The 14634-nt window shown below is 70.3% G+C and carries 10 protein-coding genes and 2 pseudogenes; 5 read left to right on the forward strand and 7 right to left on the reverse strand.

Translation table 11 applies throughout. From position 1 onward, the window contains the following. Window positions 1-304: 304 nt before the first annotated feature. Window positions 305-1723: a BTAD domain-containing putative transcriptional regulator gene (locus OG595_RS30940; RefSeq protein WP_329277673.1), complete on the reverse strand. Its 1419-nt coding sequence runs from the start codon at window positions 1721-1723 to the stop codon at window positions 305-307. A 403-nt stretch (window positions 1724-2126) separates the two neighbouring features. Next, window positions 2127-2435, reverse strand: coding sequence for a hypothetical protein (locus OG595_RS30945; protein WP_329277675.1), 309 nt, complete (start codon window positions 2433-2435; stop codon window positions 2127-2129). A 265-nt stretch (window positions 2436-2700) separates the two neighbouring features. Between OG595_RS30945 and OG595_RS30950 the strand changes: the two genes are divergently transcribed. The 3 genes and pseudogenes from OG595_RS30950 to OG595_RS45440 all read left to right on the forward strand — a co-directional run bounded on the left by OG595_RS30950 (window position 2701) and on the right by OG595_RS45440 (window position 5430). Further along, window positions 2701-3747, forward strand: coding sequence for a glycoside hydrolase family 19 protein (locus OG595_RS30950; RefSeq protein ID WP_329283369.1), 1047 nt, complete (start codon window positions 2701-2703; stop codon window positions 3745-3747). A gap of 87 nt (window positions 3748-3834) precedes the next feature. Then, window positions 3835-5025: pseudogene (locus OG595_RS30955) on the forward strand (alginate lyase family protein); the annotation flags it as partial. Between the two features lie 3 nt (window positions 5026-5028). Beyond that, complete coding sequence (locus tag OG595_RS45440; protein WP_443073372.1) at window positions 5029-5430, forward strand: ricin-type beta-trefoil lectin domain protein; 402 nt, start codon at window positions 5029-5031, stop codon at window positions 5428-5430. A gap of 398 nt (window positions 5431-5828) precedes the next feature. Here OG595_RS45440 and OG595_RS30960 read toward each other — a convergent pair whose 3' ends face one another. Then, window positions 5829-6182, reverse strand: coding sequence for a hypothetical protein (locus tag OG595_RS30960; protein ID WP_329277679.1), 354 nt, complete (start codon window positions 6180-6182; stop codon window positions 5829-5831). Further along, window positions 6146-7960: pseudogene (locus OG595_RS30965) on the reverse strand (polymorphic toxin-type HINT domain-containing protein); the annotation flags it as partial. The pseudogene OG595_RS30965 and the gene OG595_RS30960, both read right to left, overlap by 37 nt. Here OG595_RS30965 and OG595_RS30970 point away from each other — a divergent pair. Continuing rightward, window positions 7910-8398: a hypothetical protein gene (locus OG595_RS30970; protein WP_329283655.1), complete on the forward strand. Its 489-nt coding sequence runs from the start codon at window positions 7910-7912 to the stop codon at window positions 8396-8398. The pseudogene OG595_RS30965 and the gene OG595_RS30970 overlap by 51 nt on opposite strands. Window positions 8399-8999: 601 nt before the next feature. Here the strand turns inward: OG595_RS30970 and OG595_RS30975 are convergent. Both OG595_RS30975 and OG595_RS30980 read right to left on the reverse strand, forming a co-directional pair. Beyond that, window positions 9000-9212 (reverse strand): acyl-CoA carboxylase epsilon subunit, encoded by a 213-nt coding sequence (locus OG595_RS30975; RefSeq protein WP_329277681.1) that lies wholly within the window; start codon window positions 9210-9212, stop codon window positions 9000-9002. Next, window positions 9209-10858 (reverse strand): acyl-CoA carboxylase subunit beta, encoded by a 1650-nt coding sequence (locus OG595_RS30980; protein WP_329277683.1) that lies wholly within the window; start codon window positions 10856-10858, stop codon window positions 9209-9211. The genes OG595_RS30975 and OG595_RS30980 overlap by 4 nt, the downstream gene beginning before the upstream one ends. Before the next feature lie 96 nt (window positions 10859-10954). Between OG595_RS30980 and OG595_RS30985 the strand changes: the two genes are divergently transcribed. Continuing rightward, window positions 10955-12022 carry an acyltransferase domain-containing protein gene (locus tag OG595_RS30985; protein WP_329277685.1) on the forward strand — a complete coding sequence of 356 codons (1068 nt, stop codon included), beginning with the start codon at window positions 10955-10957 and terminating at the stop codon, window positions 12020-12022. Here the strand turns inward: OG595_RS30985 and OG595_RS30990 are convergent. Beyond that, window positions 11983-14628 (reverse strand): multicopper oxidase domain-containing protein, encoded by a 2646-nt coding sequence (locus tag OG595_RS30990; RefSeq protein WP_329277687.1) that lies wholly within the window; start codon window positions 14626-14628, stop codon window positions 11983-11985. The two genes, OG595_RS30985 and OG595_RS30990, sit on opposite strands and share 40 nt — an antisense overlap. Window positions 14629-14634 lie beyond the last annotated feature (6 nt).

Genomic DNA, 14634 nt, shown 5'->3' on the forward strand with positions numbered 1-14634 from the left:
ATGTTTGTGCAGGTCATAGCGGTGAGGTGATTCTCCCTGGCGTACAGCCCAACTCGTCTGCCGCCACCTGCGGTTTTACCTCGGAAGGTCCTCTGACCTGCGTCGGAGGCCCTTTCCGGTCTTTCGAGGCTTGCCTCGTCAGGCGGCGGAAAGACCCTCGGAAGCTCCTCGGACAGCGTCGAAAGTCCCTGAAAAGTCCCTGGAGCGGAGGGGTGAACGACGCCTCCCGGCTGGTTCGGATCAAAGAGAGGGAGGGTCCCCGAGTGCACGGCGCCCGGTACGCGTGATCTGAACGACCGATGGATCAGATGACCGCCGTCCACTTCTGGTTCTGGGCGCCTGTGCAGGTCCAGAGCCGGAGCGGTGTGCGGTTGCTCCCGCGCGGGTCCGTGGCCTCCACGCATTTGTGAGCCTGAAGGTTGACCAGGTCGTGGGCGGGGTTGAGCCGGAACCTCTGGGAGCCACTGCCGTTGCAGTCGGCCAATCGGATGGCCGCGCCGTTCTCTGTCGAACCGCCCGCGACGTCCAGGCACTTGCCCGAGATCCGGATAATCCTGTCCTCCGACACGATCTGCCACCACTGTCTGTCGCTGCTCGAGCAGTCCCGGATCTGCAGCGGCGTGTCCCCAAGGGTGCCGCCGTCAATGCACCTGTCGGAGGCGTGACTTTGTATTGCCACGCCTGAAGCAGGCTTGGAGGGGGAAGGGCCCGCTGTCGAACCGCCCTCGTCGGAGTCCGAGCCCGAGACCGCTACGAGGTAGGGGATGCACGCGAGCAGGGCCATCGCCAGGCCGGAGCCGGCCAGCATCCAGCGGAGCCGACGGGTACGGGTATCCGGACCTCCGGTCTCCTCTCTTGAGGTGTCCCGGTCAACCAACACCACCGGATCGTCGGGCAGTTGAGCCGGAACAGCCAGGACCGAGGTGGGCACCTGGGCGGGCTCGGCCGGGACCGGCGGAGCGAGGAGCCCGGCGTCGGCCTGCAAAACCCGCTGGTACGTCGCCTGAAGCGCCGGCCCGGGATCGACGCCCAGCTCGCCCGCGAGCAGAGTCTGCACCTCGCGGTAGGTGGCGAGGGCCGCCGCCTGCCGCCCCGAGCGGTACAGGGCGAGCATCAGCATCTCCCGGAACCGCTCGTCCAGCGGATGCTCGGCGACCAGACCGGTCAGCTCCGAGGCCGCCTGCTCATGGCCCCCCAGTTCGAGTTCGACCGCCCGCCGGGCCGCCTCCGCCGACAGACGCAATTCGTCCAACCGCTGCCGCTGGCTGTCTGCGTACTCGCCTCGGACACCGGCCAACGCCGTTCCCCGCCACAGGCCGAGCGCATCACCCAGGCACTTCGCCGCGCCTTGGGCGTCTCTCACACCTCGCAACCGCTCGGCCTGTGCGAACAGTTCCCGGAAGAGGCTCAGGTCCAGCTCGCCCGGCGAGGTGAGTTGATAGCCGTCCCCCACGGCACGGATCACGGACGACGCGGTGTCCCCGGCGGGCTCCAATGCCTTACGAAGCCGATGAACGTAGGTACGCAGAATGCCACGCGCGGAGGCCGGTGCTTCGGTTCCCCATACCGCGTCGACGAGCCTGCCCACCGACACCTGCGAGCCTTCGGCCAGCAACAGCACGGCCAGCACCGCCCGCTGCTGGGGCGGGCCGAGCGCGATCTCGTCCCGGCCTCGCCACGCCCTGACTGGTCCCAGCAGCGAGAACCGTAATCGCTCTTTCAACCAGCGCCCTCCTTCAGGAATGCACGTCCGAAGCCGGCAGACGGGGCCAGGCTTCCGGGGCAACCGCGCGGATCATGCCCGAAGTCTAACCTTGGCTCTGTCTGGGATCTTGGTGTTCGGATACCGGCGATCATGGTGGTGCGCCAGTCTCACGAGTACGTGGTGCCCGCGAGATTCCTGAGGAGTGCGATATTCCGGTCCGTCCCCGTCCGGGTGTCGAGGTCCCGGTATTGACGGTGCGGATGGCGCGGGCCAGCAGCCCCTCTGGTACGACGGTGATGTGGGTGCGTGACCGTCTCGATGGCCTGTGGCGGGACGAGGATTTCGCCGACTGGCACCCGCGCGACCGGGGCCCGGGATTCTCGCCCGCGCAGTTGGCCACGGTGAGCGTGCTGCAGAGTTCCTACTGGACCTTCCCGAACGCGATGCCGCCGAGGCCGTGCGCTGCCCCATCGACATTGAGGGCACCATCCGAGAGTTCGCCCACGGCCACGGCATGCGCCGCTGCCGATACTGCGGGCGGACCAAGGCCCACCCGCAGCACGTACTCATCGCCATCGCCGTCGACACCGGATGCCTCAGCCGACAGCCGACAGCCTCCCGGCGAAGGTGTCCCTCCACCGACCATCAGCTCGGCGCGAGGAATGTCCTGCACGTGGCGCGCGAGACCCGGCGAGCGGAAGTCAACGGTCCGTGGAGCGAACGTCAACAAGCTATAGACACCCTGGCAGTTGTCTTGGTCAGGCGGCGGTTCGCGCCGTCTCACCCGGGAGTGGCACGGACGCACGCCAGGGAACACCGACGCCCACGGGGAAGATCCCGTTTCTCACACATTCGCGGCCTTGAGCCGACCAAGGAGTGGTATTCGCATGCCCACATCCCTCGTCCATCAGTTACCAGAAAGACGCGCTTCTTCTGGCACCTCGACGGTGCTTACAGCCCTCACGGTGCTTGTCGCACTGATCGCCGCACTGTTCATGGCTGCGCCGACCGCCGCGGCAGCGGATGGCCAGATCAAGGGACTGGGCGGCAAGTGTGTCGATGTCGCCGGGGCGAGCAGCACCAACGGGACCGCCGTCCAGATCTACGACTGCAACGGAACCAGCGCCCAGCTCTGGTCGAACCCGGGCGACGGCACCCTCCGCGCACTCGGCAAGTGCCTGGACGTCGTCGAACACGGCACGGCCGACGGCGCGTCCGTCCAGCTGTGGGACTGCACGGGCGGCGCCAATCAGCAGTGGGTGGTCACCGCGGCGCGCGACATCGTCAACCCCGCGGCCGACAAGTGCCTGGACGTCCGCGGGAACGACCCCGCCAACGCCACCCGGCTGCAGATCTGGACCTGCACCGGCAACCCCAACCAGAAGTGGACGGCGCCCGCGAGCGGGGGCGGTACGACCCCTTCCGGCTTCGTGGTCAGCGAGGCCCAGTTCAACCAGATGTTTCCGAACCGGAACAGCTTCTACACCTACAGCGGGCTGGTGCAGGCGCTGAGCTCCTACCCGGGGTTCGCGAAGACCGGCAGTGACACGGTCAGGAAGCAGGAGGCCGCCGCTTTCCTCGCCAACGTCAATCACGAGACCGGCGGCCTGGTCCATGTGGTGGAGCAGAACACCGCCAACTACCCGCACTACTGCGACCTCAGCCAGTCGTACGGCTGCCCGGCCGGTCAGGCCGCCTACTACGGGCGCGGTCCCATCCAGCTCAGCTGGAACTTCAACTACAAGGCGGCGGGCGACGCGCTCGGGATCGACCTGCTCCACAACCCCCGGCTGGTCGAGACCGACGCCGCCGTGGCCTGGCGCACCGGCCTGTGGTTCTGGAACACCTCGACGGGCGCCGGCACGATGACCCCGCACAACGCGATGGTGAACCAGGCGGGCTTCGGCCAGACCATCCGCGCCATCAACGGCTCCCTCGAGTGCGATGGCAAGAACCCCGCACAGGTGCAGAGCAGAGTGAGCGCCTACCAGAAGTTCACCGGGATCCTCGGAGTCGCCCCGGGCAGCAACCTCTACTGCTGAGGCCCGCCCCGTGCGCGGCAGGACCTCGATCTCCTCGCGACCTCTTCGCGACTTCTTCTCGACCTCGACAGACGGGAACTCCCCCACATGAGCACGATGCTGAGACGCTGTGCTTTGGCGGCAGTGTCAGGACTTCTGTGTCTCTCAGCCACGTCGACGACCACGGCGTCGGCAGCACCGAGCGCGCCGACGCCCCTGGCCGCCCAGCAGTTCGCTCCGCAGACCTTCGCGCACCCGGGGGTCAACATCACCTCGACGCAACTGGAGTTCGTGCGGACCAAGGTCCAGCAGGGTGCCGCTCCCTGGAAGGCCGCCTACGACGACATGGTCGGCGATCCGCTGGCCTCGCTCTCGCGTGTGCCGGCGCCCCGGCCTGTCGTCAACTGCGGCCAGAGCAGCAATCCGAACAACGGCTGCACCGACGAACGGCAGGACGCCATCGCCGCGTACACCGACGCGCTGGCGTGGGCCATCAGCGGTGACGAACGGTATGCCCAGAAGTCGATCCAGATCATGGACGCCTGGTCGTCCACGATCACGAGCCACACGGGCGCCAACACGGGCATCCAGACGGCGTGGTCGGCCGCCTCGTGGGTCAAGGCAGCCGAACTCATCAAGTACCAGTACCAGAACTGGCCGAACGCGGGTCGCTTCGCGAACATGCTGCGGTCGGTCTACCTGCCCGTCGTGGTGAACGGCGACGACAGGACCAGCAACTGGGACCTCATCGAGGCCGAGGCATCGATCGGGATCGCCGTCTTCACCAACGACGGAGTCACCTTCGACAAGGCCGTCAGCCAGTACCTCGCACGCGTTCCCGCCTTCGTCTACCTCGCATCCGACGGGCCGACACCGCACCCGAGCCCGGACGGCAGCTTCAACTGGGAGACGGCGACCCGGTACATCACCGGGATGACGCAGGAGACCTGCCGGGACTTCGTACACACCGGCTACAGCATCGCCTCGATGTCCCACATCGCCGAAACGGCACTCATGCAGGGCACGGATCTCTATCCGCAGGTGGGAGAGCGCCTGCGGCAGGCTCTCGGATGGCAGGCCACCCAGGAACTCCGCGCGGCTCCGGAACCGGCGAACCTGTGCGGCAAAGGACCGCTCGAGCGCGGCCTCGGCCCGGTCACCGAGACCGGGTTCAACGCCCTGCACACGAGGCAGGGAGTCGCCATGGCCAACACCCAGGCCCTGACCGAGGGCAGCCGCCCCGCCGGCACGAACTACCTGTTCGTGGCCTGGGAGACGCTGACCAACGCGAACAACCCGGTGATGCCCAACACCCAGCTGCCCACCGGACCGATCACCGGCCTCGGAGGCAAGTGCGTGGACATCGCCGCAGCCAACAGCACCAACAACACCGCCGTCCAGATGTACGACTGCAACGGCACCGCCGCCCAGCAGTGGACCGTGGGCGGCGACGGTACCCTCCGAGCGCTCGGCAAGTGCATGGACGTCACCGCCGCAGGCACGGCGGACGGTACCAAGGTGCAGTTGTATGACTGCAAGGGCACCGCCGCCCAGGTCTGGCAGCGCGGCAACGGGGACACCCTGGTCAACCCGGCCTCGGGCAAGTGCCTGGACGTCACCGAGATGTCCACCGCCAACAACGCCCGGCTGCAGATCTGGTCCTGCACCGGCACCACCAACCAGCAGTTCCACCTGCCGGTCTGACCCCGGGTTTCACGGCGTGAAGACGCCGGGACCCGTCCAGCACCATCCTGTGCTCAAGCCTCGTCGCATGCCCTGCGTAACGGCCGCAGGGCATGCACCAGCGCCTGACCGCCAGGGGGGCAGCTGATAGCGGAGCCGGACGGGGGTGGGGGACGACGGTGCGTACAGCCCGGCTCGTCTGCCCAACCCAGGGCCCCTGACCAGCGAATTCGCAGGTCAGGGGCCCTTTTCGTAGGTTGAACGGCTATGCCGCAAGGCCCCGCCGAATGTCTCCTTGGGTTCTGGGCGTCACCCGACCGCCACCGGCGACGCGGGAAGCCCTGCCGAAAGCGATACGGCAGGGCTTCCCCTTCATCCTCCGGGACCGGCCCGTCGGGTCGTGTGTTCAGGAACAGGTCTCAGACCCAGCGGGCCGGGAGTTCGGGGAACCCCCGGCCGATCGTCGAGAACTTGGCGTACGGATCGGACTCGACGAATCCGGACCGGGCCGGCAGCTCGGGGTCCGCCACCACGACATGAACCCGTGGTGGGCGGCCCGATGTGCCGGTCAGATACGGCTCCTCCAGGACGGCCGCGTCGTCGAAGCGCACCCATCGGGTGATGCTCCCACCTGTCACCGGGTGAGACCTCCCTCGGGAGATGACCTCCACGGCATCGGAGAACCGGAGTCCGGCACTCTCCATGGCCGTCCATCCCCGCATCGTCGACCAGAGCGTCACCGTCTCCACGAATTCCGCGAAGTCGGCGAACATGTCCAGATATTCGCCGTTCCACGAGACTCCGAGCAGTTGGGGCACATCTCCCGAGACACGCCATGACGATCCCACCCATAGCCCTGGGACCCGCCTCGGACGTCGACGGACTGCGTCCTGGCTCCTCCGATCGGCAGACCACGACTCTCAAGATCGCACAGTGCGCCGATCTCCCCGCACCCACCGTGGTGGCCGGTCAGCTGAACCGCCGTCCGCACATTCGGGGTGAGGTCGTCGAGCGACCTGTTCATGCTGATGCCGAGACCGCTGTGCTGCCCGTCGGCCGTGAACACTTCCGAAGCGACGTTGGTCGTACCGGCACTTTCGTCGGCCCGGTCGAGCAGGGCGTCGGACGGCTCGCCTCCGATCTCGCAGACGTGCGGATCACTGCCACCGTCGTTGTGAACCAGGACGGGCGTCGCACCGGCGAGCGCGTAGTACGTGTGGACGTCGGAGACGGTCAGGTTGTGGACCGTGGCGTTGCGAGTGGTCCGGCGTTGGATCGAGGCGATCCGGACGTAGGTGCCTGTGCTGGCCCGCAGCCACTCACCGGTCTCGAGATCGGCGGCCTTGATCCACTTGCCGAGTTCCTCGACCCAGAAGGGGTGGCCGTCGGTCGCGGTGACCTCAGCTGTCTTCGAGCCGGCCTTGCCGTCGACATCGATCGTGACCTTGACCAGGTGCTTGAGGCCCTTGCCCGCGATCTCCGCGGAGACCGTCTCGATCCGGGTCTCCCCGGTCTTCGTGTCGGTGGCGACGACCTTGTCGCCGACCTTCACCTTCTCGATTGCCTTGGTGGAGCCGTCGGCCATCAGCACCTTCGTGCCGGGCACGAAGCTGTTGCAGCCGCCCCCGGAACCGCCCCCGGAGCCACCGCCGTCGGACTTGCCGGAGCCGGCTCCGCCGCTGGTGCCGGCCTTGCTGCGGGAGGAACCGTCGGCCTTGCCCGATCCGCCGCCACCGCCCTTGCCGGAGCCGCCTCCGCCGCCCTTTCCGGAGTGGGAGGAAGCCTTCGGAGCCGCCTTGGCCTGCGCCTGCTTCTGCGCCGCGTTACCCGTCTTCCGCTTCGCGGTGGCCGCCGCATCTGCTCTTCTCTTGGCGGCCTCGGCCGCCTTCTTCTTGGCCCTTTGCGCGGCCTCCCTCTTCGCCTTCTCGATGGCCGCCTTCTTGGCCCGCAGTGCGGCGGCCTCGGCGGCCTTGGCCGCCTTGAGGACGGCTTCCGCGGCCCTCTTGGCGGCCTTGAAGGCCTGGATGGCGTCGATGGTGCGGTTGATCGCCTTCAGGACCGACTGGATCTTGCCCAGCTTCGTCCACGGAATGGCGTCCAGGATGATGCTGCCGCACGACCACATGTCACCGCCGAAGCAGGCCATCGCGTCGTTGATGCCGATGAAGTCCTTGAGCGTCCCCCAGGCGATCGCCAGGATCACCGAGGTCAGAGACTTGACCATCATGGACTGTGCCTGCGCGACCTGCGCCGCGGACAGACCCGCGCCGGCGAGGGCAGCCGCCTTCTCCGAGGCGCTCAGGCTGATCGCCAGACCGGTCGGGTCGGAGTACGTCACCGGGTTGTTCTGCGCGTAGGCGTACCCGTTGGCCTGCAACGGGTCGTTCACATCGAGCACCGGGTCGACGGACAGGAAGCGTCCGACCACCGGGTCGTACAAACGGGCGCCGAGCGGCTGGTAGCCGGAGGCGTCGTCCCTGGTCTTGCCGAGGAATCCCTTGTGGTTCTGCAGGTTGGCGCCGGTCGTGCCGCCGCGGGCTTCTGGGTCCTCTCCGGCTACACCGGCGGCAGCATCCAGACGGCGACGATGATGAACCCCGACGCCTGGTCCCGCCGCGACATCGTCAACCTCGCCGACATGAACAAGGACGGCGTGGCCGACCTGCTCTGGCGCAACCTCGACAACGGCAACCTGTACCTCCGCCGCGGAAAGCCGGGCGCGGTGACGGGCAGCGTCGACCTCAACTCCCTGATGCTGGGCTCGAACGCCGTCAACGGCGACGAGTCCTTCGGCGTCACCTGGACGGAGGCCAACGTCAGCGCGGCGATCGGCATCCCGGACATCAACGAGGACGGGATCCCGGACATCTGGGGCCGGTTCGCGTCGGACGGGCACATGTCCATCTGGCACCCGGCGACCAACTGGGCCAACTCGCCGGTGAAGACGGTCATCGGGTCCGGGTGGAACGACAAGCTGGCGTTCGGGTGAGGTGAACCGGCCTTCGGGGCTGTGCGTGTGAGTGAGCCTCCGGCGTCGCATGGCGCTGGGGGCTCACCCGTTTTTTCCTACGGCTACCAGTCCACGGCCGCGGCGGGTCCGGCGAGCCCGTCGTGGACCTGCTGCGGCCCCCGGCAACGCGGGCTCCAACACCGCCGCCGACCACATCGAGGCCACCAGGCCGGCCCTGGCCCAGTTGTCCGGAAAACTTGTCTGAATGGTTTCCCCGGGGCGGTCGAGGTGCAGGCGATCTCGGCCAGGCTCAGGGCGGTGAACAGGCGCCGTGCTACGCGGTAGCGGTTGTGGGTCGCCCGCGGCCTGCGGCGCGGTTCCCGGCCGGGATCCTTGTGCTTGCCGGTGTGTTCGGCCCTTGTGACTGATGTCGGCGACCATCTCCTCGGCGACCGGGAAGTCCGCCGCGCACAACGGCGGCCCCCTGGCCCCGCCCGACGGCGTCCTGTTCCCGGAAGCGGTGCTGCACTCCACCGATCACCGGTGACTGGGTTTCGTGGCGTACGCGGAGCCTGGTTCCGGCGCGACACGGCGGACGTGGCTTTCGCCGGGCTCGATCCCAGTGTGGTTGCGGGTGGCCCTACGCGCCCTGCCAGGCCGGTCGGCCGCGGGTGGACCATGCCGGGGCCGGTGTCGTGAGAGGGGTGGTCGGGCGGGGCCAGGGGGCCGCCGATGGGGGCGGTGGCCCGATGGCCGGGGCGGGTGCGCTCATGGCGTGCAGGGCCATGAGCAGGGCGGCCAGTTCCTCCGCCCCCGGGGCTCCGCGGACGACGCGGACGGTCGGGCCGCTCACTGGGGTTGGTTTCCGTGTTTGCGGGCCGGGAGCGGCGCGTGTTTGGCGCGGAGCATCGACAGCGCACCGATCAGACGGGCCCGCGTCTCGGCCGGGTCGATCACGCTGTCCACGAGGCCGCGCTCGGCCGCGTAGTAAGGGTGCATCAGTTCGGTGCGGTACTCCTTGACCAGGCGGGCGCGGGTCGCCTCCGGGTCCGCGGCGGCGGCGATCTCACGCCGGAAGACGATGTTGGCGGCGCCCTCCGCGCCCATCACGGCGATCTCGTTGCTCGGCCAGGCCAGGGAGACGTCGGTGCCGATGGAGCGGGAGTCCATCACGATGTACGCGCCGCCGTAGGCCTTGCGCAGGATCAGCTGGACGCGCGGCACGGTGGCGTTGCAGTAGGCGTACAGGAGTTTTGCGCCGTGCCGGATGATGCCGCCGTGTTCCTGGTCGACGCCGGGCAGGAAGCCGGGCACGTCGACGAGGGTGACGAGCGGGATGTTGAAGGCGTCGCAGGTCTGCACGAACCGGGCGGCCTTCTCGGAGGCGCGGATGTCGAGCACGCCCGCGAACGACGCCGGCTGGTTGGCCACGATGCCCACGACCTGGCCGTCCAGCCGTGTCAGCGCGCACACGACGTTGGTCGCCCAGTCCTCCTGGACCTCGAAGAAGTCACCGTCGTCGGTGATCTCGGCGATCACGGCCCGCATGTCGTACGCCTGCCCGGGGTCCGCCGGCACCAGGTCCAGCAGCGTCTCGCCGCGCCGGTCGGGCGGGTCGGACGTGGGCTGCGCCGGGGGCAGTTCACGGTTGTTGGACGGCAGCAGGGACAGCAGATGCCGTACGTCGTCGAGGCACGACCTCTCGTCGTCGTAGGCGAAGTGCGCCACGCCGGAGAGTGTCGCGTGGGTGTCGGCGCCGCCCAGGACCTCGTGTGTGACGGCCTCGCCGGTGACCGCCTGGACGACGTCGGGGCCGGTGATGAACATCTGTCCGGTGCCGCGCACCATGAACACGAAGTCGGTCAGCGCGGGGGAGTAGGCGGCGCCGCCCGCGCACGGCCCCAGGATCACGCTGATCTGCGGGATGACCCCCGAACTGCGTACGTTCCGGGTGAAGATGCCGCCGTAGCCGGCGAGGGCGGTGACCCCTTCCTGGATCCGGGCGCCCGCGCCGTCGCACAGGCCCACGATGGGTGCGCCCGCGCTCTCGGCCAGGTCCATCAGCTTGTGGATCTTCTGGGCGTGCGCCTCGCCGAGGGCACCACCGAAGATCCGGAAGTCATGGGCGTACGCGAACACCGTGCGGCCGTCCACCCGGCCCCAGCCCGTGACGACGCCGTCGGTGTGGGGGCGCCGGTCCTCCAGGCCGAAACCGGTGGCGCGGTGCCGGCGCAGCTCCTCGATCTCGGCGAACGTGCCCGCGTCGAAGAGGAGTTCCAGGCGTTCGCGGGCGGTCAGTTTCCCCTTGGCGTGCTGGGCCTCGGTCGCCCGCTCGCTCGGGCCGCGCCGTAGGGTCTCGTTCAGTTCGGCGAGTTCTGTGACGCGGTCGCGCAGATGACCGCTACCGGAGACGTCGGTGCCCGCCGGGACGGCGGTGGCGGTGCCCGCCGCGTTCCGGGTGGTCACCGACGCCGAGGTCGTTTCGTCGACAACGCTCATGTGGTGCAGCGTGCGCCCGGCCGCTCAAGGCGTACTCGACGGCTTGCGCGAGAGCCGGTGGAGAGCGGCTCGATCCGTGCGGTCCAGCCTGGTGTCATGACACACCTTCACCGTCGCTCCGTCGTCCTGATGTTCCCGGGAACAGGAGCGCAGCACACGCAGATGGCGGCCGGGCTCTACGGCCACGAAGCCGTTTTCACCGACGCGGTCGACTCCGTCCTGGCCCGGCTCGGCGCGGAGGGCGAGGCCGCCAGGAACGACTGGCTGGCCGAGCGGCCCGCCGTCCCGATGGAGGCCGACATCCGCTCCGCCCCCCTGCTGTTCGCCGTGGACTACGCGATGGGGCGGCTGGTCGAGAGCTGGGGGGTGCGCCCGGCGGCGTATCTCGGGCACAGCATGGGCGAGTTCGCCGCCGCCGTGCTCGCCGGGGTCTTCCGGCTCGACGACGCGGTCCGGCTGCTGTGGGAACGCGTCCTGCGGCAGCGGAGCACACCGGCGGGCGGGATGCTCGCGGTCGCCGCGGCGCGTGAGGAACTCGCCGGATACCTGGGGGCCGGGGTCGTGGTGGGCGCGGTGAACGCGCCCCGGCACACGGTGCTCTCGGGCCCGGCAGCCCCGCTGGACACGGTGGCGCGCAGGCTGACGGCGGACGGCAGGACCTTCCGGCGGCTCGCCACCCGCACCCCGTACCACAGTCCGGTGCTGGCGCCGCTGGTCGCCGAGACCGAGGCGCTCATCGAGGGGCTTCCGCTCGCCCCGCCCCGTACGACGCTGTACTCGGCCTACACCACGCGACCGCTCGGTGCGCGGGAGGCCACCGGGGCCGCGTTCTGGGCGGGGCAGCCGACCGCTCCCGTGCTGTTCTGGCCGACGCTGGAGCGCGTGCTGGACGACGGGGACCGGCTCCTCGTCGAGGCCGGGCCGGCCCAGAGCCTGGCGGTCATCGCCCGGGGGCACCGGGCCGTGCGCTCGGGCCGCAGCGCGGTCGTCGCCACGCTGCCTCCCCGGGCCCTGGGACCCGAGGAGGACCGGCGCGCGGTCCGCGCGGCACGCGAACTGCTGCTCGGGCAGACGGAGGCCGAAGAGGCCGCAGAGACTGCCGCGGATCAGGCGGATCTGGCGGATCATTCGGGCAGGTTGCCGGTGGAGCTGCCCGCCTCGTAGGGGGTGGTGACGCCGTCGTAGGCCAGGTGCAGGACCATGCCGTCCCGGGCGTGGTCCAGGTTGTGGCAGTGGTCCATCCACAGGCCGGGGTTGTCGGCGCGGAAGGCGACCTCGAACCGTTCGCCGGGCGCGATGTTCAGGGTGTCGGTCCACCAGGGGCTGCCGGTCGCCCGCTGCCCGTTCCTGGACAGGACGAGCATCCGGTGGCCGTGCAGGTGCATGGGGTGGTCGTCGAGGCTGCGGTTGACGAAGGAGACACGGGCCAGGTCGCCCTCCCGGACGAGCAGGGCGGGGATGTCCGGGTAGACGGCGTTGTTGACGGTCCACAGCACCATGGGCCGCCCGTTGAAGAAGCCCAGGCTGTTGCCGAGGACCAGGTGGAAGTCACGGTCGTAGCGGGTGCCGGGGCCGAAGGTCGGGGCCGCGTCGGTCGTGGTCGTGCCCGCCGTGCCCGTCGTGGTCGTAGGGGAGCCGTAGTCCAGGGGGTCGAAGAGAGGGCCCGTGGACGTGGGCGGCGGTCCGGCGGAGCCGGTGGGGTCGAGCAGCAGGGACGCCGTCTCCACCTGGCCCGCTCCGTAGGCGCCGTCCTCGCCGCAGCCCTCGGTTCCGTGGCTGGCGCTGGTGGCGTTGGCGTCGCCGACCACGGTGAGGTGGACGGGGCCGTCGGGCTGGCGGAACGTCACGTCGTACCGGCCGCCGCCCGCGACACGCAGCCGGGTGCCGCGCAGTTCGGTGGGCTCCGACACGTCGTTGCCGTCGATGGCGGCGACCTTGAAGGGCGTACCGGAGAGCGAGTAGGTACGGGGGCAGCTGTCGGCGTTCACCAGGCGCAGCCGGACCGGGGTGCCGGCCGGGACCCGCTCGCGCCGGGTCCGGGTGTCGTCGCCGAAGGCGGTGCGCAGGAGGCCACCGATGCCGTTCCGGCCGCTGAGCGCGCCTCCGCCGCCGGGGCGACCGCCGGTCGAGGACCCCTTCGCGCCCTCGACGCTCCAGGCGTGGGCGACGACGGTACGGTCCACGCCCGCCGGGCGCGCACCGGGCTCCTCCACGACCAGCGCGCCGAACAGGCCCCGTGCCACGGCCGCGCTGGACTGCTGGTGCGTGTGGTACCAGAAGGTGCCCGCGCGGGGCGGCCGGAACCGGTACACGTGCCGCTCGCCGGGCATCACGGCGTCCTGCGTCACCCCGGCCACGCCGTCCTCGGCGGCCGGGACGTCCACGCCGTGCCAGTGGAGGGTGACTCCGTCGCCGACGTTCCGGTTGACGAGGACGACCTCCACCAACTCACCCTTCCGCATGCGGAGTTCGGGTCCGGGGAGCTGTCCGTTGAAGGCGAGGGCGGCCACCTTCTCGCCCGACGCCAGCCGCATCGTGCGGGCGGTCGCGGTGAGGGTGAAGCGCCGGTCGGGGGTGCCGGTACGGGGGCCGGTGAGGCCGGTGAGATCACGTGCCGGCGCCTGTCCGGCCGACGGACCGCCACCGGTGTCGTACGCGTGCGTGTGGTGGTCCTGGCCCATCCGCTCCGGCAGTCGGCTCCGCTCGGCGGCCAGGGCCCAGCCGCCCGTGACGAGCACCGCGAAGGCGGTCAGCGTGGCCGTCGAGCGCACCAGCCGCCGCGCCCGCGACGGCCGCCGCCAGCCGGGCGCGCCCACGACCGCCCGCCACCGCTGCTGCCACAGCACGAGCCCCGAGGCGGCGAGGACCAGCAGAACCATTTCGAGGACGAAGAGCCCGCCGTACGGAGGGGCCGGCGGATGCAACGTGAGCCCGGCGGCGAACAGCGCGGCCAGGAAACAGACCCGCACGGGCACGACGACCTGCCAGGAGGCGGCGGCGAGCCGGAGCTCCACGGGGACGGCCGGTACATCCGCTGCATCTGCCGCATCCGGTACGTCAGGGTCCCCCGCCGTGCTGTCGCTCCCGCGTCCGGCGGACGCCTCCGGCGGTGTGGAGACGGCGGCGAGTCGTAGCGCTGGGCGGACGCCCGGCTCACCCGGCTCACCCGGGTCGGCCGCGGCGCTGCCGTTGCCGTTCACGTGTCCGGCCGACGCCTCCGGCAGTGGGTACGGCGCGGTCGTGGTGGGGCGGCCGGGTCGGCCCGGGGTCGTGGCGAGCCGGCCCGGGGCGCGGTCTTCGGCGCGGGCGGGCGATGTGTGGGGCCGCGGGTGGGGAACGGTCGTGGCCGGTGTCCGGGCGGGCTCGGCGGTCGGAGATGTCGTGGCCGTAGCGGGTGCCTCGGGTGCCGTCATCGGCGTACGCGGCCCGGGCGACCCAGGTGCCGGGGTGCGCGTCAGACGCCAGTACGCCGGGAGCGTGAGGACCGCGACCGCCGTGCCCGCCACCGTCAGGGGGACGGCCGCGAACAGGACGAAGTCGGCGCCCGCGAGCCAGCCCGCCGTACCCGCGAGGGCGACGGCCAGCGCGACGCGCAGCGCCAGCACCAGCAGGGACACGGTCAGCAGGACCAGACCGAGGCGGGTCCGGCGCCCGAGGGAGCGCGTCGTGGCCCGGGTCGGCAGACGGCGGGCGCCGCGGGACGCGAAGCCCCAGAAGACCGCCGCCAGCACGGCCCAGAGCAGGTTCTGTTCGAAGAGGTTCTCCACCATGCACGC

The sequence above is a fragment of the Streptomyces sp. NBC_01451 genome (genome assembly GCF_036227485.1).
Lineage (GTDB): Bacteria > Actinomycetota > Actinomycetes > Streptomycetales > Streptomycetaceae > Streptomyces.

Coding starts and splice junctions, on each gene's coding strand:
- OG595_RS30960 (WP_329277679.1), bottom strand. CDS start 6,182: ATGTTCGCCGACTTCGCGGAATTCGTGGAGACGGTGACGCTCTGGTCG.
- OG595_RS30980 (WP_329277683.1), bottom strand. CDS start 10,858: ATGAGCGTTGTCGACGAAACGACCTCGGCGTCGGTGACCACCCGGAAC.
- OG595_RS30985 (WP_329277685.1), top strand. CDS start 10,955: ATGACACACCTTCACCGTCGCTCCGTCGTCCTGATGTTCCCGGGAACA.
- OG595_RS45440 (WP_443073372.1), top strand. CDS start 5,029: ATGCCCAACACCCAGCTGCCCACCGGACCGATCACCGGCCTCGGAGGC.
- OG595_RS30950 (WP_329283369.1), top strand. CDS start 2,701: ATGGCTGCGCCGACCGCCGCGGCAGCGGATGGCCAGATCAAGGGACTG.
- OG595_RS30990 (WP_329277687.1), bottom strand. CDS start 14,628: ATGGTGGAGAACCTCTTCGAACAGAACCTGCTCTGGGCCGTGCTGGCG.